The sequence below is a fragment of the Pseudomonas sp. CGJS7 genome, assembly GCF_036961695.1.
On record NZ_JBAMDI010000043.1, the window covers coordinates 13,041 to 36,912 of the forward strand.

Genomic DNA, 23,872 nt, shown 5'->3' on the forward strand with positions numbered 1-23,872 from the left:
GTGCTGAATCAGCTCTCCCACAAGGGATGCGCGTTGTGAGGTGCGGGTGAGTCCGGCACAAAAAAAGGGGAGCATCCGCTCCCCAGAGGTTAACCACTTGTAGATGAGGGCTTAAATCAGCCCTCGATCTCGATCAGGATCTCACCCGGCGTCACGCGATCACCCTTGGCCACATGGATGGCCACGACCTTACCGGCGATGGCCGCCTGCACTTCGGTTTCCATCTTCATGGCTTCGGTGATCAGGACCGCCTGGCCGGCCTTGACCATGTCACCTTCCTTGACCAACACATCAACGATGTTCCCTGGCATGGTGGTGCTCACGTGGCCAGGGTCGGTCGCTTGCTTGCGCTTGCTGCCGCCACCGCTGACGAACTCGTTGAGTGGCTCGAATACCACTTCCTCCGGCATGCCGTCGATCGACAGATAGAAGTGACGCTTGCCTTCGGCCTTAACGCCCACACCGGTGATGTCGACGCGGTAGGTTTCGCCGTGTACGTCGATGACGAACTCGGTCGGCACGCCTTCACCGCCTGGGGCAGCCACGGCACCGGCTTCCGGAATCGGCAGCAGAACTTCAGGCGTCAAGGTGCCAGCTTCGCGTTCTTCGAGGAACTTGCGGCCAATGTCCGGGAACATGGCGTAGGTCAGCACGTCTTCTTCGCAACGGGCCAGGGCACCGATGTCGCTACGCAACTTGGCCATTTCCGGCTTCAGCAGGTCAGCCGGGCGCACATCGATCACTTCTTCACTGCCGATAGCCTGGCGACGCAGTTGCTCGTTGACCACACCTGGGGCCTTGCCATAACCACCTTGCAGGTACAGCTTCACCTCATTGGTGATGGTTTTGTAGCGCTCACCCGCCAGCACATTGAAGAACGCCTGGGTGCCGACGATCTGCGAGGTCGGGGTGACCAGCGGCGGGAAGCCGAGGTCTTCACGCACACGCGGGATTTCGGCCAGCACTTCGTTCATGCGGTTGAGGGCGCCCTGCTCCTTGAGCTGGTTGGCCAGGTTGGAAATCATGCCGCCCGGTACCTGGTTGACCTGCACTCGGGTGTCTACCGCGGTGAACTCGCTTTCGAACTGGTGGTACTTCTTGCGCACGGCGTAGAAGTACAAGCCGATCTCCTGCAGAAGCTCCAGGTCCAGGCCGGTGTCGAACTCGCTGCCCTTGAGTGCAGCAACCATCGACTCGGTACCCGGATGGCTGGTGCCCCAGGCGAAGCTGGAGATGGCGGTGTCGATGTGGTCCGCGCCATTTTCCACGGCCTTCAGCTGGCACATGGCTGCCAGGCCGGCGGTATCGTGGGAGTGAATGAACACCGGCAGCGACTGTTCTGCCTTCAGCGCCTTGACCAGCTCGCCAGTGGCGAATGGGGTCAGCAGGCCGGCCATGTCCTTGATCGCCACCGAGTCGCAACCCATGGCTTCCATCTGCTTGGCCTGGTTCACGAAGGCTTCGATGGTGTGTACCGGGCTGGTGGTGTAAGCGATGGTGCCCTGGGCGTGCTTGCCGGCGGCCTTGACCGCTTCGATGGCCACGCGCAGGTTACGCACGTCGTTCATGGCGTCGAAAATGCGGAACACATCGATGCCGTTGACCGCCGCCTTGGCGACGAAGGCCTTGACCACGTCGTCGCTGTAATGACGGTAGCCCAACAGGTTCTGGCCGCGCAGCAGCATTTGCAGGCGGGTGTTTGGCAGCGCTGCGCGCAGCTTGCGCAGGCGCTCCCACGGGTCTTCCTTGAGGAAGCGCACGCAGGCGTCGAAGGTTGCACCACCCCAGACTTCCAGCGACCAGTAGCCAACCTTGTCGAGCTTGTCGCAGATCGGCAGCATGTCTTCGGTACGCATGCGGGTAGCCAGCAGGGACTGGTGAGCGTCGCGCAGGATCGTGTCGGTTACGTGAATTTTCTTGGACATTATAAGGTTCCTCACAGGCCTGCGTGGGCGGCGATGGCGGCGGCGATGGCCAGGGCCAGCTCTTCGGGTTTGCGCTTGATCGAGTAGTTGGTCAATTCAGGGTGGCTTTCGACAAAGCTGGTATTGAACTGGCCGCTACGGAATTCCGGATTGCGCAGGATTTCCTGGTAGTACGCGGCGGTGGTCTTCACCCCTTGCACGCGCATGTCGTCCAGGGCCCGCAGGCCGCGGTCCATGGCTTCTTCCCAGGTCAACGCCCACACCACCAGTTTCAGGCACATGGAGTCGTAGAACGGTGGAATGGTATAGCCGGTGTAGATCGCCGTGTCGGTGCGCACGCCCGGGCCGCCGGGGGCGTAGTAACGGGTGATCTTGCCGAAGCTGGGCAGGAAGTTGTTTTTCGGGTCTTCAGCATTGATACGGAACTGCAGGGCGTAGCCGCGGTGCTGAATGTCTTCCTGCTTGACCGACAGTGGCAGCCCCGAGGCGATGCGGATCTGCTCACGAACGATGTCGATACCGGTGATTTCCTCGGTAATGGTGTGTTCCACCTGCACCCGGGTGTTCATTTCCATGAAGTACACTTCGCCATCGGCGAGCAGGAACTCCACGGTACCGGCGTTCTCGTAATTCACCGCTTTGGCCGCACGCACCGCCAGGTCGCCGATGTAGGCGCGCTGCTCAGGAGTGAGCTGTGGGCTCGGGGCAATTTCGATGAGCTTCTGGTTACGGCGCTGGATAGAGCAGTCGCGCTCGAACAGGTGCACTACGTTACCGAAGCTGTCACCGAGAATTTGCGCCTCGATGTGCTTAGGGTTGACGATGCATTTCTCCAGGAACACTTCGGCCGAACCGAATGCCTTGGTCGCCTCGGAAATGACCCGTGGGAAGTTCTGTTCCAGTTCTTCGCGGCTATTGCAACGGCGAATACCACGGCCGCCACCACCGGAGGTGGCCTTGAGCATCACCGGATAACCGATGCGATCACCTTCGCTCAGGGCTTCATGAATATCGGCAACGTTGCCTTCGGTGCCCGGGGTTACCGGCACACCGGCGGCGATCATGGTGCGGCGCGCTTCGGTCTTGTCGCCCATACGGCGAATCACGTCGGCGGCCGGGCCGATGAACTTGATCCCGCGCTCGGCGCAAATTTCTGCCAGTTCAGCGTTTTCCGAAAGGAAACCATAGCCTGGGTGCAGGGCATCACAGCCGGTTTCCACAGCCAGGTTCACCAGCTTGCGCGGGTTGAGGTAACCGGCCAGCGGCTCGGCACCGATGCTGTGTGCTTCGTCAGCGCGCTTGACGTGCAAGGCATGCCGGTCGGCGTCGGAAAAGATCGCTACCGAGCGAATGCCCATCTCGGCGCAAGCACGCACGATCCGAACTGCGATTTCACCTCGGTTGGCGATCAGGATTTTTTTTATCACTGGAGTCTTCCCAAAGCCGTAGGAACAGTCGAGCCGGTTCTACCGGTCGGCGCGTGACCAGACGTTGCTGGCCAGTCGCGTATTCACCCTAGCGCTGTAGGTCGATAAACAAAAATCAATATTTGTTAGAGGCTGTATTAGCAAAAGCTTATAGTTGGGTAACAAGGTGTTGCCGAAGAGCTGATTAAAATGCGTAAGTCCTTGATGCGTATGACATTGCGTCAACTTCAGATCTTTAACGAGGTGTGCGATTTGCGGTCGTACAGCCGTGCTGCGGAGGAGATGGCGCTGACGCAACCCGCCGTTAGTCTACAGATCCGCCAGCTTGAAGAACTGATCGGCCAGCCATTGTTCGAGTACGTCGGCAAGAAGCTCTACCTGACCGAGGCGGCCGAGGCCTTGCAGCGCGCCAGCCACGATATCTTCGGGCGCCTGGAGAGCCTGGACATGCAGCTGTCGGACATGCAGGGCTCACTGCAGGGTCAGCTGAAACTGGCGATCGAGTCCAGTGCCAAGTACTTCGTGCCACACCTGTTCGCCGCCTTCAAGCAGCGTCACCCGGAAGTCAACCTGACCCTGACGGTGGTCAATCGTGCCCAAGCCATCCGCCGTCTTTCCGATAACCGCGACGACCTGATCATCATGTCGATGGTGCCGCAAGACATGGGCCTGGAGTTTCTGCCGTTCCTCAACAACCCGATCGTTGCGGTTGCGCCGCCACAGCACCCGCTGTGCAAGCTGGAGCAGTTGCGCATGCAGGACCTGGAGCCTCATACCCTGCTGGTCCGCGAGCAAGGTTCGGGAACACGCAAGGCGTGCGAAGAGTACTTCAAGGACAAGCGCGTGCATTTCGCCCAGACGCTTGAAGTAGCCTCGGCCGATGCCCAGCGCGAATGCGTGATCGCCGGGCTGGGGATCGCCCTGTTGACCCGTCACGCAGTCAACCTGGAATTGGCTACCGGGATGCTGAAGGAATTACCGGTCGAGGAGCTACCGCTGTACCGTAGCTGGTGCGTGGTGCAGGCCAAGGCCAAGCGGCAGTCGCCGGTGGCCTTGGCGTTTCTTGCATTCATACGCGGCGAACGTGCTCTTATCAGCGCGCTTGTTGAACGTTTTTCGGGGAAGTTGCCGCCGACGACTGCCATACCGTGAGTGCTTGCAGCTCGGGGTAGTCCGCCAGGTCGCGGAGCAATTGACGTTGGTCGCAATAGCTCTCGATCGCGCGGCGGTATTCCATACGGCGCTGATCCTTTTCCTGCTGCTTGCGAGCCTTGGCGTTGGGTTGGTACGTACCGTCGAAGTCACGAGCCATTGCCTGTCTCCCAGATAGTATGCGGGGGTTTCAGACTGGCCTTGATGGTTTACCGTTTGGCGGTGTAATGGTGACAGAATCGTGAATTTTCACTGCCTGTACCGGCCTCTTCGCGGGCTTGCCCCACTCACACAGGAATTGCACCGATTTATAGAAGTGCACAGTACCTGTGGGAGCGGGCAAGCCCGCGAAGACGCCAGTACAGGTTGAATTCAGTCGTCGGTAGCCTTGATCGACTTGGGCGACAGACGCAAGCTGCGCAAGCTGCGTTTCACGCTCTTCAGGTGGTTGACCAGGCTAGGCCCGCGCGCCATGGCAACGCCCATCGCCAGCACGTCGATCACCACCAGGTGGGCAATACGCGAGGTCAGTGGGGTGTAGATCTCGGTGTCTTCATGCACGTCGATCGCCAGGTTGACCGTCGATAGCTCGGCCAGCGGCGTCTGGCTGGGGCACAGGGTAATCAGGTTGGCGCCGCTCTCACGCACCAGGTTGGCAGTGATCAGCAGGTCCTTGGAACGGCCCGACTGGGAAATACACACCGCCACATCGCCCGGTTTCAGGGTAACGGCCGACATCGCTTGCATGTGCGGGTCGGAATACGCTGCCGCGCTGAGCAGCAGGCGGAAGAACTTGTGCTGGGCATCGGCCGCAACCGCACCGGACGCGCCAAAGCCATAGAACTCTACCCGCTGCGCCTGGGCCATGGCGCTCACGGCTTGTTGCAGCGCCTGCGGATCAAGGTGCTCGCGCACTTCCATCAGGGTGTGCAGGGTGGTGTCGAAAATCTTCAGGCTGTAGTCGGCGACCGAGTCGTCTTCGTGGATGGCGAACTGACCGAAGCTGGCCCCGGCAGCCAGGCTTTGCGCCAGCTTCAGCTTCAGGTCCTGAAAGCCCGAGCAGCCAATGGCCCGGCAGAAACGCACGATGGTCGGCTCACTGATACCCACGCTGTGCGCCAAATCGGCCATGGAGCTGTGCATGACGGCAGCCGGGTCGAGCAGCACGTGGTCGGCCACTTTCAGTTCCGATTTGCGCAGCAAGTGGCGCGATTGGGCGATATGTTGCAACAGATTCACAGGCGGGACTCGGTTATGATCGGCTTGCCGGGTTGTAGCTTTCTTGTAGTTATACTACATGGACGCCAACCCGCCCAGTTAAACGAACGTGGAGAGTGGTGGTTTGACTATTCCTTGCGACATTCTGGTCTTCGGCGGCACCGGTGATCTGGCCCTGCACAAATTGCTTCCGGCGCTCTACCACCTGTTTCGCGAGGCCCGTCTGAACCCTGCCGTGCGGGTCATCGCACTGGCCAGGCGCAATCTGCCACGCATCGACTATCTGAAGCTCGCCGAACGCCATTGTCGGGCACAGATTGCCCGCAGCGACTTCGACGAAGAGGTGTGGCAGCGGTTTTCCGCACGGGTCGACTACTTCCCGATGGATGCCTCACAGAGCGCCGACTTCGGCCGCCTGGCACGCTACCTGGGCGAACCCGGTGGGCTGACGCGCATCTTCTACCTGGCCACCGCTCCCAACCTGTTCGTGCCGATTGCCAACCACCTGCGCATTGCCGGACTGGCCGACACCGAAGCGCGCATCGTGCTGGAAAAACCGATCGGCCATTCGCTGCAATCGGCCACTGCCATCAATGAAGCGATTGGCACGGTGTTCGAAGAAAGACAGGTGTTTCGCATCGACCACTACCTGGGCAAGGAAACCGTGCAGAACCTGATGGCCCTGCGTTTTGCCAATGCCCTGCTGGAGCCGGTGTGGCGCAACAACCAGGTCGACCATGTCCAGATCAGCGTTTGCGAGACACTGGGCGTAGAAAACCGCGGTGCCTACTACGATCGCGCCGGGGCTATTCGCGACATGCTGCAGAACCACCTGCTGCAACTGCTTTGCCTGGTGGCCATGGAGCCACCCGCGCAGTTCGAGGCCGAAGCGGTACGCGACGAAAAGGTGAAAATCCTGCGCGCCCTCAAGCCGATCACCGGCCAGGATGTGCAGGACAAGACGGTACGCGGCCAGTATGGTGCCGGGCGTATCGGCGGCCAGGAAGTGCCGGCCTACTACTTTGAAAAGGACGTCGACAACGACAGCGATACCGAAACTTTCGTGGCCATCGAGGCGCACATCGACAACTGGCGCTGGGCGGGCGTGCCTTTCTATCTGCGCACCGGCAAACGCATGGCGCGGCGCGCTTCGCAGATCGTCATCCAGTTCAAGCCAGTGCCTCACGAACTGTTCAGCGGCGGCCAGGTCAACCAGTTGCTGATACAGCTGCAACCGGACGAACGCATCAGCCTGCGCATGATGACCAAGAGCCCAGGCAAGGGCATGCGCCTGGAACCCGTGGACCTGGACCTTAATCTGGCCCAGGTGTTCAGCCAGACTCGCCGCTGGGAAGCCTACGAGCGTCTGCTGCTGGATGTGCTCGAAGGTGATTCGACACTGTTCATGCGCCGCGATGAAGTGGAAGCAGCCTGGGCCTGGGTAGATCCAATCATCAAGGGCTGTGAAGAGCACTTCCAGGCGCCCCGCCCCTACCCGGCTGGCAGTTTCGGGCCCGAACAAGCCAACAGCCTGCTCGCCAGGCATGGCAGGCATTGGCATGGCTGAATGACCTGTGCGATGGCGCGATCTTTAATTCGAAACAGGAGCAGAAAAAGTCGAAGGTGCGAAATCCGTCGCTTGAAGGCCAGCGCCTGACCATGCCTCAGCCAGCTCGCGCAGGCCGTGACCTGGCCCCGGACCGATGAGCGGGATGCCGCCAGGTGAATATTCATACAGTAGATATTTGCCCCTCACCCGGCATCGCCCTAGAATGGCCCGATGCGCACAGACGACCTCTCTCTCCTGCTGAATTCCCTCAACGATGCCCAACGCCAGGCCGTAGCGGCCACGCTCGGGCGTCAACTGGTGCTTGCCGGCGCCGGTTCCGGTAAAACCCGCGTGCTGGTACACCGCATCGCCTGGCTGATCCAGGTCGAGCAGGCGTCGCCGCACTCGATCCTGTCGGTGACGTTCACCAACAAGGCCGCAGCAGAAATGCGCCAGCGGATCGAGCAACTGCTGGGCATCAACCCGGCAGGCATGTGGGTAGGCACCTTCCACGGCCTGGCCCATCGCCTGTTGCGGGCCCACTGGCAGGAAGCGCGGCTGGTGCAGAACTTCCAGATCCTCGACAGCGACGACCAGCAGCGCCTGATCAAGCGGGTCATGCGCGAGTTGGGCCTGGACGAGCAGAAGTGGCCGGCACGCCAGGCCCAATGGTTCATCAACGGACAGAAAGACGAAGGCCTGCGCCCGCAGCATATCCAGGCGGGGGGCGACCTGTTCCTGGCGACCATGCGCGAGGTCTATACGGCCTACGAGCAGGCGTGCGAGCGCGCCGGTGTCATCGATTTCTCCGAGCTGCTGCTTCGCGCCCTGGACCTGTGGCGTGACCACCCGGGCCTGCTGGAGCACTATCAGCGACGCTTCCGCCACGTGCTGGTGGACGAGTTCCAGGATACCAACGCCGTGCAGTACGCCTGGTTGCGCCTGCTGGCACGCGGTGGCGACAGCCTGATGGCGGTAGGCGATGACGACCAGTCGATCTACGGCTGGCGCGGCGCCAAGATCGAAAACATTCACCAGTACACCGCCGACTTCCCCGACGCCGAAATGATCCGCCTGGAGCAGAACTACCGCTCCACCGGCGGCATCCTCAAGGCGGCCAACGCGCTGATCGCCAACAACAGCGGGCGCCTGGGCAAGGAACTGTGGACCGACATGGGCGAAGGCGAACCACTGACCCTGTACGCGGCCTACAACGAGCACGACGAAGCGCGCTATGTCGTGGAAACCATCGAGAGCATGGTCAAGCAGGGCAATGCGCGCAACGAGATCGCCATCCTGTACCGTTCCAACGCCCAGTCGCGCGTGCTGGAAGAGGCCCTGCTGCGCGAGCGCATCCCCTACCGCATCTATGGCGGCCAGCGCTTCTTCGAGCGCGCCGAAATCAAGAATGCCATGGCTTACCTGCGCCTGATCGAAGGGCGTGGCAACGATGCCGCTCTGGAGCGGGTGATCAACGTGCCGCCGCGCGGTATTGGCGAAAAAACCGTCGAAGCCATCCGCGAGCACGCCCGCCACAGCCAGCTGTCCATGTGGGAGGCCATGTGCCAGCTGATCGCTGCCAAGGCCCTGAAAGGCCGCGCCGCCAGTGCCCTGGGGGCCTTTATCGAGCTGATCGAGGGGCTGGCTGCCAAGGTTGTGGACATGCCGCTGCATACCATGACCCAGACCACCATCGAACAGTCCGGCCTGATCACCTATCACCAGGAAGAAAAGGGTGAAAAGGGCCAGGCACGGGTAGAAAACCTTGAGGAACTGGTCAGTGCGGCGCGCAACTTCGAGTCCACCGACGAAGACGCAGACCTTTCCCCGCTCTCGGCCTTCCTTGGCCACGCCTCACTCGAAGCTGGCGATACTCAGGCTGACGAGCATGAAGACAGCATCCAGCTGATGACCCTGCACAGCGCCAAAGGCCTTGAGTTCCCATATGTGTTCCTGGTGGGCATGGAAGAAGGCTTGTTCCCGCACAAGATGAGCCTGGAAGAACCCGGCCGCCTGGAAGAGGAACGACGCCTGGCCTATGTAGGCATCACCCGCGCCATGCGCCAGCTAGTCATGACCTATGCCGAAACACGCCGCCTTTATGGCAGCGAGACTTACAACAAGGTGTCGCGTTTCGTACGTGAAATTCCGGCAGGCCTGGTTCAGGAAGTACGCCTGTCCAACAGCGTCAGCCGCCCGTTCGGCGGGGCCAAGACGGCCACCAACAGCAACCTGTTCGCCAATGCCAGCATTCCGCAGACTGCGTTCAACCTTGGCCAGCGTGTGCAGCATGCGGTATTCGGCGAAGGTGTGATCCTCAACTTCGAGGGTTCTGGCGCTCAGGCGCGGGTGCAGGTGAATTTTGCCGAAGGTAGCAAATGGCTGATGCTGGGGTATGCCAAGCTCGAGGCTGTCTAAAGCCCGCAAGGGTCGGGCCTGCCAACTTTGTAACATTCAAGCAAAAGCTCGAAACACTATGTCGCTGGTCATGTGCCCGGGAACCTGTGCACCATGACGCGCGTGCAATCCACAACAGGGGATATCCCACTTATGCAACGTTTTCTTAGCATCGCACTGGCGCTCTGCGTCGGCCTGACGCTGAGCCTGGACGCCAGCGCCAAGCGTTTCGGCGGCGGCAAGAGCTCGGGCTCCGCGCCTATCCACCAGACCCGCCAGGCTACGCCAACCACGCCTGCTGCCGCGCCGACCGCACCTGGCCGTGCACCGGCTGCCGCCAGCGGTGCTTCGCGCTGGTTGGGCCCACTGGCCGGCCTCGCCGCCGGTGGCCTGCTGGCTTCCATGTTCATGGGCGACGGTTTCGAAGGCTTCCAGATCATGGACTTCCTGATCGTGGCGCTCATCGCCTTCCTCGTGTTCCGCTTCATCGCCGCGCGCCGTCGCCAGCAGCAGCCACAAATGGCCATGCCAGGCCATGCGCCGATGCAGCGTGAGGCTCACGCGCAGCCTGCGCAGCCGTCGATTTTCGGTGGTTCGGCGGCACCTGCTGCCGCAGCCGCACCGGTGATCAACGCGCCGGCCTGGTTCAACGAGCAGAGCTTCCTGGCGGCAGCCCGTAACCACTTCCAGTCGCTGCAGCAGCACTGGGATGCCAATGAAATGGACAAGATCAGCGAGTTCGTTACCCCGCAAATGCTTGAGTTCCTCAAGCGTGAGCGTGCTGAGCTGGGTGATGGCTTCCAGTCTACCTACATCGATAACCTGGAAGTGCAACTGGACGGTGTCGATGACCGCGCCGACCGCACCGACGCTACCCTGACCTTCCGTGGCGTGTCGAAGAATTCGCGCTTCGACCAGGGCGAAGTGTTCAGCGAAAGCTGGCACATGGTTCGCGCCCAAGGCGAGAACCAGCCTTGGCTGGTAGCCGGTATCCGTCAGAACGGCTAACCGCTGCGTGCTAAACACAGAACCCCGGGCTTGCCCGGGGTTTTTGCTTTTGCCAAAGTGGGCTACTAGGGTATAAGGCGCAGCGTTGTCATCTAGGTCAGAGGAAGTGAACCGTGGAAGAAGTGATCGAACAACTCCGTGAAGCGAATGAGCCAGTACCAGTGCCCCTGGAGCTTCCCGATGAAGACCAGCTGGTAGAGATCGAAGAACAGCTGTTCATCAATATTCCATTCGTGTTCAAAGAGTTTCTGCTGACCGTAAGTGATGTGGTTTACGGCTCCCTTGAGCCTGTTACCGTCACTGATCCGCAGTCGCACACCTACCTGCCAGATGTGGCCTCCAACGCCTGGGATGCCGGCGTACCGCGTGACCTGATTCCGCTGTGCCAGGACGGCGACAATTACTATTGCGTCGAAGAGGACGGCACCGTGGTGCTGTGGGATGCCGAAGAGGAAATTGTCGGCGAAGACAGTTGGGAATCGGTGTGGCACTGGGCGCGAGATGTTTGGCTGGAGAGCTGATCGCTAACGCCCTTATAGATGCGCGATTTGAGGCAGGAAAATGACGTCTTAGCGACTCAAGGTCGTTAAAATCGCCAGGCTTTTTGCGCCTGGCGACATCGCTATAGCCCCATCTCCTCGGGCGGGTGAGATACTTTGCCCGGGGCAGACCCCCTCAGTGCGAGTTCTCGCGACTGTTCTCCAGCGTCTCCAGCAACGCGATCTGCATGCGCGTGTGCACGCGGATAAACCAGCGCCACAACAACGCCACCACCACCGCAGCTACCACGGCAATCACCAGCAGCAATTCGCTGGTGGGCAGAATGCTGGCGGACAATGCCGACAGCAGCAGGAAAATCACCAGCAGCGACAACAGCGGGATCACTTCGGCGATCACACGGCGCACGCGCTGGGTATGTCGCCCGGCCATTTCCGGCTTCACGCCCATCTCTGCCAGCAGCATCGAGAGTGCTTTTAGCTTGCGGTACGCGGCGATCAGGAATGGCAGTGACAGCAACAACGCTGCCCCCCAAATGACGGCCTTCTGCTGGCTGACATCGCTGACCCACTCGCTGAGCCAATTGCCGATACGCCCTGCAAAGTAGCCGCCACTGAAGAAAATGGCGATCACCAGCGCCAGGTTCACCCCCACCTGCAACAGGATGCGCCGGATCATCGCCGCCAGCATGGCACTCTCGCCCTGCGGCTGGATGTTGCGTAACCACTCGCCATACAACGACAACACGCGTGCGAGGCGGGCGGGCACCACATTGCCCAGTTTCTGCGACAACGGGTCAGCCGCGCGGATCAGATAGGGTGTCAGCAACGTGGTGATTGCCGATACCGCCACCGCCACCGGGTAAAGGAAGTCGCTGGTCACCTGCAGGGTCATGCCCAGCGCGGCAATGATGAAGGAGAACTCGCCGATCTGCGAAAGCCCCATGCCCACACGCAAAGACGTACGCCCGTCATTGCCGGCAATGAACGCCCCCATGCCGCAAGACAGCATTTTGCCCAGCACCACCGCCAGAGTGATGACAACGATAGGCCAGGCATAGTCGATCAGTACCTGAGGGTCGATCATCAGGCCGATGGCGACGAAGAAGATGGCACTGAACAGGTCGCGTACAGGCTCGATCAGACGTTCGATCTTCAGCAACTGGCGTGATTCGGCCATGATTGCGCCAATCAGGAAAGCGCCTAGCACCATGCTGTACTCCAGCTTCACAACCAGCAGGCAGAAGCCGAAACACAGGCCCAGAACAGTGATCAGCAACATTTCGTTGCTTTCGAACTTGGCGACATAGGCCAGTAACCGCGGTACCAGCAAAATACCGATGACCAAGGCGACGATCATGAACAGCGACAGCTTGCCGACAGTGGAGAACACTTCGCCCGAGCTGACCGTGCCGCTGACCGCGATGCCCGACAGCAGGGCAATGATACCGATACCCAGAATGTCCTCGACGATCAGCACGCCGAAGATCAGCTGGGCAAAGCGCTCGTTCTTCATCTTCAAGTCGTTGAGCGCCTTGACGATGATGGTGGTGGAGGAAATGGCCAGAATGGCGCCCAGGAACAGTGAATCCATGGTGCTCCAGCCAAACCAGCGGCCAATCTCGAAACCGATCCAGATCATCAGGACGATTTCCAGGAACGCTGCGATGAACGCCGTGGCACCGACCTTGAACAGCTTGCGCAAGCTGAACTCGAGCCCCAGGCAGAACATCAGGAAGATCACCCCCAGTTCGGCGAGGGTCTTGATGGTGTCTTCGTCATGAATCAGGCCGAACGGCGGAGTGTGCGGGCCAATGATGAAGCCGGCGACAATGTAGCCCAGCACCACCGGCTGCTTGAAACGGTGAAAAAGAATGGTGACCACGCCAGCGACCAGCATGATGACTGCCAGGTCCTGGATGAAGCTGATGGCATGCATGGCGTGATACTCCTTTTCTCGTCTTGTGAATGCCTGGGCAGACCGCTCCTCTGCCGAGGCAAACCTGAGCGAGCAGCAAGTACATACTGTATTGAATCCGGGAACACCCATGTTGCATGGGCGTACTCAGGTTAACATCGCACTCCGCCGCAAAAAGCCAGTGCAATATGCAGAAACAGATCGGCTGGAAAAGCGCCGCTGATGGCATGATCAGCGTGACGATGATGCGCCAGCCAACGTCCCGTATCAGCAAGGCACATTCAAAAGAGGGGAACAGCAGTGTCAGCAGATAACGCCCTCCATTCGCCCGATTCAGCGCAACCTCACCGTGAGCACACTATGGAACCTGGAAACGCCCAGCTGAGCATGACCGTCCTGATGACCCCGGACATGGCCAACTTTTCTGGCAACGTACATGGCGGCACCCTGCTCAAGTACCTCGACGAAGTGGCTTATGCATGCGCCAGCCGTTATGCCGGCAGTTATGTGGTGACCCTGTCGGTCGACCAGGTGATCTTCCGTGAACCCGTGCACGTGGGTGAACTGGTGACCTTCCTGGCGTCGGTCAACTACACCGGCAACACTTCGATGGAAGTTGGCATCAAAGTGGTGACCGAGAACATTCGCGAGCGCTCGGTGCGCCATTCCAACAGCTGCTTCTTCACCATGGTCGCGGTCGACGACAACCGCCGCCCGGTGCCGGTGCCACCACGCCAGCCGCACAGCAGCGAAGAAAAGCGCCGCTTCCTGCAAGGCCAGCAGCGCCGGCAGATCCGCCAGGAACTGGAAAAGCGCTATCAGGACTTGAAAACCGACGCCATTTAAAGCGCCAGTAACTGCGCTTCGAAGCGCACCCGTGGGTGCGCAATGCGGTCCTGGGCCCGTACCAACTGCAATTCGTAGCTGGCGCAGGCCTGGGTTTCCAGCAGCACTTCATGCACTGCCGCAGCCGTGAATTCGAATGCCTGCACCCAGCTGTCGCCGAGCAGTACACGCGCCAGGAACAAGCCTGAGGTCAGGTCACCCACCCCCACCGGCTGACGCGGAAACGCCAGCAGTGGGCGGCGCAAGTGCCAGCTGTGCTCGGCGGTCACCAGCAACATTTCGAACTGTTCTTCGGCCCGCCCGGGGTACGCCAGGTGCTTGACCAGTACAACCTGCGGCCCACGCTGCAGCAGGCTGCGCGCCATGTTCACGCAATCCTCCAGCGACTGGGCGCGGCGCCCACAGAAACTGTCCAGCTCCAACTGGTTGGGGCACAGGATGTCCGCTGTGGCTGCAGCCTCGTCAAGCAGAAACTCACTGACTTCGGGCGGCACGATGCAGCCCTTTTCCGGGTGCCCCATGACCGGGTCGCACAGGTATAACGCTTTTGGGTTTACCGCCTTGATCCGCTCGACGCCGGCCAGGATCGCTCGCCCTTGTTCGGCACTGCCCAGGTAGCCGGAAAGCACTGCATCGCAGTGGCCCAGCTCGCCGATATTGGAAATGCCTTCCACCAACGCAGGAATTTGCGCTGGGGCAAGCACTTCACCCGCCCACTGGCCATACTGTGTGTGATTGGAGAACTGCACGGTATTGAGCGGCCAGGCATTGACCCCGATACGCTGCATGGGGAATACCGCGGCGCTGTTGCCGGCGTGGCCGAACACCACGTGGGACTGAATGGCGAGCAGGTGCGGGGTACGTTTCATGCGGGAGGTTTCCAAAGCTGTTTCTAGGATTGTGCGCAGCGCAGTATGAACTCGATTGCTACCTGTACGACAGGCCAGGAACGCAGTTAAGCTGGATCTACCTGTTTGGAGCATATGCAAATGTTGACCCTGGAGAACCTCTTCGTCCTGATGCTGGTAGCCACGGCAGGCGCCTGGTTGTGGCACAACCATGGGTTGCGTGAAAAGGCCCTGGAACGGGTCAAACAGCATTGCGCCAAACTCGACCTGGAGTTGCTTGACGATGCCGTAGCGCTCAAGCGCATCGCCTTTGTCCGGGATGCCAATGGCCGCAAGCGCCTGGCACGCGTCTATGCCTTCGAATTCACCGTCACGGGTGAGCAACGTCACCCCGGCACCGCGACCCAGTTCGGCGCCCACAGCGTGCAGATCGAACTGGCGCCCTACCCGTTCGAAATCAAGACCCCACCACGCGCCGACAACGTCATAGAGATGCAGCAATGGCGCCAGGAGCACAACCGCTGGCGCAACTGATCAACTGACGCGACATTCATTCAACCCGGCTTGCAACGCGGGTTGCGGTTGCGGCTGATCGAAAATCAACTCGATACGGCTATCCCTGCGCCAGTCGCTGGGCTGCCAAGCGGGCATATCCCCATTCAGCCCGTTGAATGACCACCAGCCCTCCGTGCTGTGGATAACTCCCTTGGCCCGCCGCCATGGCAAAGCACACAAGAAAGCCTTTAGCCGCTGTGGATAAAACTGTTGGCCAGGGTGCCACCGCCAGCCAATACTCCAACCGCCCTCCCCTTGCTGGGCAAGGCAGATAGGCTGACGGGGGTCTGCCCACAATACTGCGGGGGCTATTCCAAGATTGTCGACAATCTGGTTTTCCAGTAATGAGCTGTCAACAATCTGTGTAGATGCCGTCGGGAGGCCGGACAGAGGCAGTTGCCCTTGCACGGTCCACACGATGCTCTTTTCTTTAAATTTATTAGTTATCAACAACTTATGTTGTTCATCCACAGCCTCTGATTTATTGAAAACCACGTGTTCAGAGGCATTGAAAGCCTGCTGTTGAGCCTCTGGAAGCGGCTTGTTTCGAGCCATGGCCTGGGCATCCACAACCATCAAGAGTGGCTGAATTGTCAGCACTCCAACCCAAGGCGCTTGTTGCAACTGAGCCAGCAGCTGCAACGGATGGCCCAGGCCGGAAGGTTCGATAAACAGCCGGTCAGGCCGCGATTTGCGTAGCAATCGGCCCAGGCCCACCTGGAACGGCATGCCGTTGACGCAGCACAGGCAGCCGCCTGCAACCTCGCCGATGGCGATGCCGTCCTCGTCACGGCTAAGTAAGGCTGCATCCAGGCCGACAAGGCCGAACTCGTTGATCAATACCGCCCAGCGCTCGTTTGCGGGTCGCTGGGCCAGCAGTTGACGGATCAAAGTGGTCTTGCCAGCACCCAGCGGGCCAGCAATTACATGGGTGGGAATGTTCTGCAACATGGCGTGGCTTCAGGCGGCGGTGATGCCTCACTATGCGCTGTCAGGCCAGCCAGTCAAGGCTGAGCAGCAAACGCCCCTGCTGTGCCGAAGGGGACCGATGAACCAGGCCTGCCCCTTCATTACCCTGCCATTTTTCACCTTTGAGTATCGCCACCTCACCGGCTTGCAGTTGCTGGATGTTATCCACAGATGGTTTAGCTGTGTGTAACTCACCACGACCGCTATCCCGTTCTTGCAACCATTCGCTACCTGGGCCGACGTAGGTGGTGAGCAGGCGCAAAGGTACGTTATCCACATGGAAGCGTGGACACATGGGACCGTCCAGAACGCGCAAGCGCAAACCGACCCGACGTGCGCCAACCAGGCAGGTATAAGCCGCCACCAACCAGGTCACATCAGCAACGAAAGCTTCATATCCATGCAAATCCGCCGCTTCACGCAGCAGATCTGGCAATACCGGCTTCTGTTCCTCGTCCACATCAATTACCCGCTGATCAGCCAAGGGCTGGCCAAGGCTGATCACCAGTGCGGCAAAGTCCTCCAGTTGGGCCGGCAAGCGCCGCCGCCATACGGCCAGGTTCACGCCATCCTGCAGCACTTCGGCCAGCACCTGGGGCGTCTCGCCAAACACCTGAAAGATATCCACAGATCGGTGCGCCAGGTTCATGCTGCCGCCTCCTCATGCCATGGGCCAAATGGGTCAGGTAGGCGCAACCAGCCCATGTGGCCCAAGTCCATTTCTTGATCCGTCAACAGGCATGCATCGAGGGCTGTGGATAATTTTTCGAAGTCGATATTCTGCCCGATAAACACCAACTCCTGTCGGCAGTCACCGGTGTCGGCGGTCCAGTGTTTCAAGATCGCATTCGTGTTATCCACATCCTGTGGCCACTGCTCGCGTGGCACGAAGCGCCACCAGCGGCCAGCCAGACCATGGCGCATCATGCCGCCCGCTTGCGACCAGCTGCCAGCTTCCTGATATTTGCTGGCCAACCAGAAAAACCCTTTGGAACGCAGCAGCCTTCCGTTTTCCCAGTCCTTGTGGATAAAGTCGTAAAAGCGCTGTGGATGAAGCGGGCGTCGGGCCTGCCAGGTCATGGCCGCGATTCCGTACTCTTCGGTTTCTGGTACATGTTCACCGCGCAGCTCCTGCAACCAGCCTGGTGCCTGGGCCGCCTGATCGAAGTCGAACAGCCCGGTGTTGAGGATACGTGCCAACGGCACTTGGCCCATGACCATGGGTACGATCTGCGCTCGGGCATTGAGACTGCGCAAAATAGCGATGAGTTCTTCGCGCTCATGTTGGCTGATCAGGTCGATCTTGCTCAGCAGCAGCACATCTGCGAACTCGACCTGCTCGATCAGCAAATCACTGATCGACCGCTCGTCTTCTTCGCCCAACGTTTCGCCGCGGCTGGCTAGGCTGTCTGCTGCTTGATAGTCGCGCAGGAAGTTCAAGCCATCGACCACGGTGACCATGGTGTCCAGTCGCGCCATATCGGACAGACTGCGACCCTGCTCGTCGCGGAAAGTGAAAGTCTCAGCCACTGGCAGTGGCTCAGAGATACCGGTGGACTCGATCAGCAAATAATCGAAACGCCCCTCTTCGGCCAGTCGCGCAACCTCCTCAAGCAGGTCTTCGCGCAACGTGCAGCAAATGCAGCCGTTGCTCATCTCGACCAGTTTCTCTTCAGCGCGGTTGAGGCTGACATTGCGCTGCACCTCACTGGCATCGATGTTGATTTCACTCATATCGTTGACGATTACCGCCACCCGCAGGTTGTCGCGGTTGCGCAGCACATGGTTGAGCAGCGTGCTCTTGCCGGCGCCCAGAAAGCCGGACAGCACGGTGACGGGAAGACGATTGGACATGGCGAACCTCTTCAGGCAGACGCATTCGAAACGATGCATTGCATAATGTTATAAGATAACAATACACTTTCGCCAAGTGGTTCTCGACGGACGAGTGCTCACAGAGGATGAAAAATGAATTTGCCACGCGTCATGGCATTGCTGTTACTCACCATGCCTGCTTCGCTGTTGGCCATGCCACAAAACCAAACACTGGTCCTTTGTACGCGAAGTGCGACGCTGCTCGCTTGCCAGGACGGCAAAGGCACTTACTACAGTGTGCGTACTGAAGGCAGCACCTTCTACCTTCGCGGCTACGACTTCAGCAGCCGTCGGCTGTGGGCACAAACCAACAGCCGCTATGGCACATTGACTTTTTTTACCGGCCTGGCCAGCGATGGTGAGGCCTGGGTGGGTTACAGCCGCCGCGTAGGCTGGACCACCTTGAACCGCGTATCCAGTTCCAGCGGGGAGCGCTTCAAGCTGCATTGCAGCTTGATCGAGGGGTGCCGTTGACGCCTCCTTTCATTTTGAACGCTTTTTCTCTGCTGCCTATTTTGTAAGTCAGCTTCGAGCACGCGCTGAAAACACCAGCCTTGACCAGCCCTTTGTCAGACCGAAAAGCTATGCCGTAACCGCGTCGAGGCAAGGATCGAAATGAAATGTTCCACGTGGAACTATCCGAGCCTGCATGCCCACGACGCGGTTGCCACTCACCAGTGTGAATTTCAGCTGCGCGGTTTGACCGTCCCGCAGTCATTGCCTAGCCACACCGCACGCGTGTTCATGCTGCCTTGCTGCTGCACACCCGAAGCGTTGAACGTGCCACTGACCTGGGTGGTGAATTCCCGATCACTGAGGAATGTAGCCTGGCCATTACCCTGTGCTTTCGGGCAACTGAACTGGAATTTCCACACGTTACCGGTACGGTCGGTAATCTTCTGCGTGCAGCCCGATTTCGGGTCCTGCAGCGGAATGTCATTCGTTGCCACCTGTTCCGGCGTCAGGCACGAACGCACCCCCTTACCACCTACACTGACCCCTTGTTTGGCCAACACCCCTTCCATCATTGCACGCTGCTCTGGCGGCAGGTTCTTCAACTGGCCGAGCATGAATTCCATGTCGGGTAGCGGCTTGCCATCGACCTGCATGTTGCTGGTGGTCACCTCCCACAACCCCGGTTGCAGCATCTGGGCTTGTACCAGTGGACTGCTCATGCCTAGGGCCAACGCCAACAGTGGCAGACGAATCTTCATGGACGAACGCTCCTGGAAAAAAGCCGGTCAAACGGGCCGGACTGAGCCTTAGACGCCAAATCCGCCTGCGGGTTGCAGGCGGACCGGGAACGTGTTCTGTTACCTCAAGTGTACTCGGCAAGCAGGATGCATATGGATTACCACAGCCCCTACTTCTTTGGTTACCTACTCGGCCTGATCCATCTGCTGGGTATTGTCGCCGCACTGCATGCGCTGTTCACCGTGCGGACAGCTCAGGGTGCCATTGCGTGGGCGATGCCCTTGCTCTTCATCCCCTACCTCACCTTGATCCCCTACCTGATCTTCGGCGCCCGCTCGTTCTACGCCTACATCAAGGCTCGGCGTCAGGCCAACCAGGAAATGCACGTGGCCATGGCCAACCTCAACTGGCGACCTTGGGTTGAAGAAGCCCTTACCGCCCGCGAGTCCGAAAGCTACGCCGCGTTGCGAGCGATGCCCAAGCTGGGTCGCATGCCATGCCTGGCAAATAACCAGGTAAAACTGCTGATCAATGGCAAGGCCACCTTCGATGCCATCTTCGCAGCCATCGAAAAAGCACGCGATGTGGTATTGGTACAGTTCTTCATCATTCATGACGACACCCTCGGCAAGGCACTGCAGCAACTCTTGCTACGCAAAGCCGCCGAAGGCGTGCAGGTGTTCATGCTGTACGACCGTGTCGGTAGCCATGCCTTGCCGTCCAGCTACAGCCAGGTGCTGCGTGACGGCGGTGTACAGATCCACGCATTCGCCACCCGTCGCGGCTGGTTCAATCGCTTCCAGGTGAACTTCCGCAACCATCGCAAGATTGTGGTGGTGGATGGGTTGCTCGGCTTCATCGGCGGTCACAATGTGGGAGACGAGTACCTGGGTGAACATCCACAGCTTTCCCCCTGGCGTGACACCCACGTACAGATCAGCGGGCCAGTACTGGCCTGCCTGCAAGAGTCGTTCGCCGAGGACTGGTACTGGGCCACGCGCCAGCTACCGCCGCTGATCCTGCCCGATACGTACCCGGATAACGGCGTGCTGTGTCAGGCCCTTGCCAGCGGCCCGGCAGACCCACAAGAAACCTGCTCGCTGTTCTTCCTTGAAGCGATTCATTCGGCCACCCGCAGGGTGTGGATCACCAGCCCCTACTTCATCCCTGACGAGGCCGTGTTCGCCGCCTTGCGGCTGGCGGTACTACGAGGAGTCGATGTGCGGGTGCTCATCCCGTCACGGCCGGACCACCGCATCGTCTACGCTGCCTCCAGCCTGTTTGCCTTCGAAGCGGTGCGCGCGGGGGTACGTATGTTCCGTTACCAACCCGGGTTTCTGCATCAGAAGGTGGTGCTGGTGGATGATGACGTCAGCGCGATTGGGAGTGCCAACCTGGACAACCGATCGTTCCGCCTGAACTTCGAGATTACCCTGCTGACAGTCGATCGCGGCTTCGCCGACCAGGTCGAGCACATGCTCCAGGAAGACTTCGAACAAGCGCGGGAAATTACTGCAGAAGACACCCAAGATACCCATCGACTGCAGCAATTGGGGATGCGGATTGCGCGGCTGATATCACCGATTCTTTAGGGTGAACACGCCCGTTGAAAGCGGCCTTTTCGCGCTAAAGGCCGCTCCTGCACAGCCTTATCAGGGCTGTGATACTTACGATTTCAGCGGTACAAGTCTTCCCGCGTCCAGGGCAGGTCATGATGCCCGTCGGCGTATGGCTTCACTGCCAATATCTGGTGCAGGTTGATCCACCCCTTCTGAAAGGCGTAGGCACACCCGGCCAAGTACAAACGCCAGATCCGCAGGGTCTTCTCAGGCACCAGCGCTGCCGCCTTGTGCAACTGGTTCTCCAGGTTCTCGCTCCAGTGGTGCAAGGTTTTAGCGTAGTGCAGGCGCAGGCTCTCCACGTCCACTACCTCCAGCCCGGCTTCACAGATACTGGCGCTGATCATCGACAGGTGCGGCAGCTCGCCGTGGGGGAATACATAGCGATCGATGAACTCACCCGCCCCGCGCCCGACCGGTCGGCCATCGACGTGCTTGGCAGTGATGCCGTGGTTCATCACCAGCCCCCCTTCCCTCACCGCCCCGAACAGCTTCTGGCAGTAAAGCGCCAGGTTGGCATGCCCGACATGCTCGAACATACCCACGCTGACAACCTTGTCGAAGCGACCATCCTGGGGCAGATCGCGATAATCGAGAATCTGCAGCTCGACCTTGTCGGCAAGCCCTTCCGCTTGCACACGCTTGCGGCCGAGCTTCAATTGCTCCTTGCTCAGGGTAATGCCGAACACCTTGGCGCCATATTCACGGGCAGCGAACCGCGCCAGCCCGCCCCAGCCACAGCCAACATCGAGCAGGTAGTCACCGGCATCCAGACGCAGCTTGCGGCACAGGTGGTCGAACTTGTCCTGCTGCGCCTGGTCGAGCGTATTGTCCGGCTCACGGAAGTAGGCGCAGGAATAGGCCATGTCCTGGTCCAGCCAAAGCTGGTAGAACGCGTTGGACACGTCATAGTGGTAGGAGATTGCCTTGGCGTCGGTGCTCTTGTCATGAGACACACGTGGCGGCGGCGTTTCATCCTCATCCGCCAGCAGCGCTTCGCTCAGCTCGTCGCACACGCGGATGGCCTCACCGATATCGCCTTCCAGCTCCAGCTTGCCTTCGACGAATGCGGTGCCTAGCTGGTCCATGCTTGGGTGGGTCAACTGGCTGATCAGCTGCGGCTCCTTCACCAGAATGGTGACCTGAGGACTAGGCCCAAGATCAAACTGGTTACCGTCCCACAGCTTCAGCCTCAGCGGCAGATGCAAGCTCTGCAATGCAGGTGGAAGTTGAGCAAGCATGAAACACCCCTCCTGTCCTTAATTGGCCACGACGCCTAATATTTCGAACGTCACCGGATCAGAGTAGTTCATCTGTAGGATGTTTCCTCTAAGCAAGACCATGGTCTAGAACCAACTGATCTTATCCACACAGCAGATTGTATACAATCACTGCATCTCAGCTTAACCTTGTGCCCTCTCGCGCTTCTACATCCTGGAGTTGAACCCATGAAATCCTATGACGTGGTGATCATCGGCGGTGGCCCTGGCGGCTACAACGCAGCCATCCGTGCTGGCCAGTTGGGCCTGAGCGTTGCCTGCGTGGAAGGCCGCTCGACCTTGGGCGGTACCTGCCTGAACGTCGGCTGCATGCCATCCAAGGCGCTGCTGCATGCTTCGGAGCTTTACGAAGCTGCCAGCGGTGACGAGTTCGCCCACCTCGGTATCGAAGTAAAGCCCACCCTCAACCTCGCCCAGATGATGAAACAGAAGGATGAGAGCGTGACAGGCCTGACCAAGGGCATCGAATACCTGTTTCGCAAGAACAAGGTCGAGTGGATCAAAGGCTGGGGCCGCCTGGATGGCATCGGCAAGGTCGTGGTCAAGGCCGAAGACGGTAGCGAAACCGCGTTGCAGGCCAAGGACATCGTCATTGCCACCGGCTCTGAGCCCACCCCTCTGCCAGGTGTGACCGTCGACAACCAGCGCATCATTGACTCGACCGGCGCGCTGTCGCTGCCGCAAGTGCCCAAGCACCTGGTCGTCATCGGTGCTGGCGTGATCGGTCTTGAGCTGGGTTCGGTCTGGCGCCGCCTGGGTAGCCAGGTCACTGTCATCGAATACCTGGACCGCATCTGCCCAGGCACTGACACGGAAACGGCCAAGACCCTGCAGAAGGCTCTCGCCAAGCAAGGCATGGTGTTCAAGCTGGGCAGTAAAGTGACTCAGGCTACCGCAGGTGCCGATGGCGTCAGCCTGACGCTGGAGCCTGCCGCCGGTGGTACCGCAGAATCGCTGCAAGCCGATTACGTGCTGGTGGCTATCGGCCGCCGCCCTTATACCAAAGGGCTGAACCTGGAAAGCGTGGGCCTGGAAGCCGACAAGCGCGGCATGCTCGGCAACGAGCACCACCGTACCTCGGTGCCGGGTGTCTGGGTGATTGGCGACGTCACTTCGGGCCCGATGCTGGCGCACAAGGCCGAAGACGAAGCAGTGGCCTGTATTGAACGCATCGCCGGCAAGCCCCACGAGGTCAACTACAACCTCATCCCTGGCGTGATCTATACCCGCCCGGAGATGGCCACCGTGGGCAAGACCGAAGAGCAGCTCAAGGCCGAAGGACGTGCCTACAAGGTTGGCAAGTTCCCCTTCACCGCCAACAGCCGTGCCAAGATCAACCACGAGACCGAAGGCTTCGCCAAGGTCATCGCCGATGCCGAAACCGATGAAGTACTGGGTGTGCACCTGGTGGGCCCAAGCGTCAGCGAGATGATTGGTGAGTTCTGCGTGGCTATGGAGTTCTCGGCCTCGGCGGAAGATATCGCCCTCACCTGCCACCCGCACCCGACGCGCTCCGAGGCCCTGCGCCAGGCGGCGATGAATGTGGATGGCATGGCCATGCAAATCTGACGAGCCCCATTCGCTGCGTCAGGCCA

At 59.8% G+C, this 23,872-nt stretch carries 21 protein-coding genes; 10 read left to right on the forward strand and 11 right to left on the reverse strand.

The genetic code is table 11. The annotated features are described in order from the left end of the window. Nucleotides 1-116 precede the first annotated feature (116 nt). Complete coding sequence (gene oadA / locus V7787_RS24235) at nt 117-1,925, reverse strand: sodium-extruding oxaloacetate decarboxylase subunit alpha (protein ID WP_020191103.1); 1,809 nt, start codon at nt 1,923-1,925, stop codon at nt 117-119. A gap of 11 nt (nt 1,926-1,936) precedes the next feature. Continuing rightward, a complete protein-coding gene (locus V7787_RS24240; protein ID WP_003253279.1) occupies nt 1,937-3,352 on the reverse strand; it encodes an acetyl-CoA carboxylase biotin carboxylase subunit in 1,416 nt (471 codons plus the stop codon). 189 nt (nt 3,353-3,541) lie between these two features. Between V7787_RS24240 and V7787_RS24245 the strand changes: the two genes are divergently transcribed. Continuing rightward, on the forward strand, nt 3,542-4,504 hold the full coding sequence (locus V7787_RS24245; protein ID WP_010955834.1) for a LysR family transcriptional regulator: 963 nt from the start codon (nt 3,542-3,544) through the stop codon (nt 4,502-4,504). Here V7787_RS24245 and V7787_RS24250 read toward each other — a convergent pair. Continuing rightward, entirely contained in the window at nt 4,446-4,664 is a 219-nt protein-coding gene (locus tag V7787_RS24250; RefSeq protein ID WP_061405728.1) for a PA3496 family putative envelope integrity protein, read from the reverse strand. The genes V7787_RS24245 and V7787_RS24250 overlap by 59 nt on opposite strands. Before the next feature lie 212 nt (nt 4,665-4,876). Continuing rightward, a complete protein-coding gene (hexR, locus tag V7787_RS24255; RefSeq protein ID WP_003253273.1) occupies nt 4,877-5,743 on the reverse strand; it encodes a transcriptional regulator HexR in 867 nt (288 codons plus the stop codon). Between the two features lie 103 nt (nt 5,744-5,846). Here hexR and zwf point away from each other — a divergent pair, with 103 nt between their 5' ends. The 4 genes from zwf to V7787_RS24275 all read left to right on the forward strand — a co-directional run bounded on the left by zwf (nt 5,847) and on the right by V7787_RS24275 (nt 11,197). Beyond that, nucleotides 5,847-7,289 (forward strand): glucose-6-phosphate dehydrogenase, encoded by a 1,443-nt coding sequence (zwf, locus tag V7787_RS24260; RefSeq protein ID WP_336089821.1) that lies wholly within the window; start codon nt 5,847-5,849, stop codon nt 7,287-7,289. 213 nt (nt 7,290-7,502) lie between these two features. Continuing rightward, entirely contained in the window at nt 7,503-9,689 is a 2,187-nt protein-coding gene (gene uvrD / locus V7787_RS24265) for a DNA helicase II (protein WP_064491872.1), read from the forward strand. 132 nt (nt 9,690-9,821) lie between these two features. After that, nucleotides 9,822-10,676: a Tim44 domain-containing protein gene (locus V7787_RS24270; protein WP_003253268.1), complete on the forward strand. Its 855-nt coding sequence runs from the start codon at nt 9,822-9,824 to the stop codon at nt 10,674-10,676. Between the two features lie 113 nt (nt 10,677-10,789). Next, nucleotides 10,790-11,197, forward strand: coding sequence for an SMI1/KNR4 family protein (locus V7787_RS24275; protein ID WP_003253266.1), 408 nt, complete (start codon nt 10,790-10,792; stop codon nt 11,195-11,197). A gap of 154 nt (nt 11,198-11,351) precedes the next feature. Here the strand turns inward: V7787_RS24275 and V7787_RS24280 are convergent, their stop codons facing one another. Continuing rightward, nucleotides 11,352-13,112 carry a cation:proton antiporter gene (locus V7787_RS24280; protein ID WP_003253264.1) on the reverse strand — a complete coding sequence of 587 codons (1,761 nt, stop codon included), beginning with the start codon at nt 13,110-13,112 and terminating at the stop codon, nt 11,352-11,354. Between the two features lie 339 nt (nt 13,113-13,451). Between V7787_RS24280 and V7787_RS24285 the strand changes: the two genes are divergently transcribed. Beyond that, entirely contained in the window at nt 13,452-13,937 is a 486-nt protein-coding gene (locus V7787_RS24285) for an acyl-CoA thioesterase (protein ID WP_003253263.1), read from the forward strand. Here the strand turns inward: V7787_RS24285 and pdxY are convergent. Beyond that, on the reverse strand, nt 13,934-14,806 hold the full coding sequence (gene pdxY / locus V7787_RS24290) for a pyridoxal kinase PdxY (RefSeq protein ID WP_003253261.1): 873 nt from the start codon (nt 14,804-14,806) through the stop codon (nt 13,934-13,936). The two genes, V7787_RS24285 and pdxY, sit on opposite strands and share 4 nt — an antisense overlap. Nucleotides 14,807-14,926: 120 nt before the next feature. On the opposite strand from pdxY, the gene V7787_RS24295 reads away from it, so the two are divergent. Continuing rightward, nucleotides 14,927-15,319: a DUF3301 domain-containing protein gene (locus tag V7787_RS24295; RefSeq protein WP_003253259.1), complete on the forward strand. Its 393-nt coding sequence runs from the start codon at nt 14,927-14,929 to the stop codon at nt 15,317-15,319. On the opposite strand, the gene V7787_RS24300 is transcribed toward V7787_RS24295, so the two are convergent. From V7787_RS24300 to zigA, 3 genes are read right to left on the reverse strand one after another with little or no spacing between them, the layout of a single operon-like run. Beyond that, on the reverse strand, nt 15,320-16,291 hold the full coding sequence (locus V7787_RS24300; RefSeq protein WP_336089823.1) for a CobW family GTP-binding protein: 972 nt from the start codon (nt 16,289-16,291) through the stop codon (nt 15,320-15,322). 40 nt (nt 16,292-16,331) lie between these two features. Continuing rightward, nucleotides 16,332-16,958, reverse strand: coding sequence for a DUF1826 domain-containing protein (locus tag V7787_RS24305; protein WP_064491870.1), 627 nt, complete (start codon nt 16,956-16,958; stop codon nt 16,332-16,334). Next, nucleotides 16,955-18,163 carry a zinc metallochaperone GTPase ZigA gene (gene zigA / locus V7787_RS24310; RefSeq protein ID WP_064491869.1) on the reverse strand — a complete coding sequence of 403 codons (1,209 nt, stop codon included), beginning with the start codon at nt 18,161-18,163 and terminating at the stop codon, nt 16,955-16,957. Before zigA ends, V7787_RS24305 begins: the two co-directional genes overlap by 4 nt. A 114-nt stretch (nt 18,164-18,277) precedes the next feature. Here zigA and V7787_RS24315 point away from each other — a divergent pair, with 114 nt between their 5' ends. Then, nucleotides 18,278-18,658 (forward strand): hypothetical protein, encoded by a 381-nt coding sequence (locus V7787_RS24315; protein ID WP_064491868.1) that lies wholly within the window; start codon nt 18,278-18,280, stop codon nt 18,656-18,658. Between the two features lie 212 nt (nt 18,659-18,870). Here the strand turns inward: V7787_RS24315 and V7787_RS24320 are convergent, their stop codons facing one another. Next, on the reverse strand, nt 18,871-19,398 hold the full coding sequence (locus V7787_RS24320; protein WP_336089824.1) for a DUF3617 domain-containing protein: 528 nt from the start codon (nt 19,396-19,398) through the stop codon (nt 18,871-18,873). A gap of 132 nt (nt 19,399-19,530) precedes the next feature. On the opposite strand from V7787_RS24320, the gene cls reads away from it, so the two are divergent. Beyond that, nucleotides 19,531-20,970 carry a cardiolipin synthase gene (gene cls, locus V7787_RS24325; protein WP_064491866.1) on the forward strand — a complete coding sequence of 480 codons (1,440 nt, stop codon included), beginning with the start codon at nt 19,531-19,533 and terminating at the stop codon, nt 20,968-20,970. Between the two features lie 83 nt (nt 20,971-21,053). Here cls and cfaB read toward each other — a convergent pair whose 3' ends face one another. After that, entirely contained in the window at nt 21,054-22,238 is a 1,185-nt protein-coding gene (gene cfaB, locus V7787_RS24330; RefSeq protein ID WP_064491865.1) for a C17 cyclopropane fatty acid synthase CfaB, read from the reverse strand. 207 nt (nt 22,239-22,445) lie between these two features. On the opposite strand from cfaB, the gene lpdA reads away from it, so the two are divergent. Then, nucleotides 22,446-23,846: a dihydrolipoyl dehydrogenase gene (gene lpdA, locus V7787_RS24335; protein ID WP_014589177.1), complete on the forward strand. Its 1,401-nt coding sequence runs from the start codon at nt 22,446-22,448 to the stop codon at nt 23,844-23,846. Nucleotides 23,847-23,872: the final 26 nt, after the last annotated feature.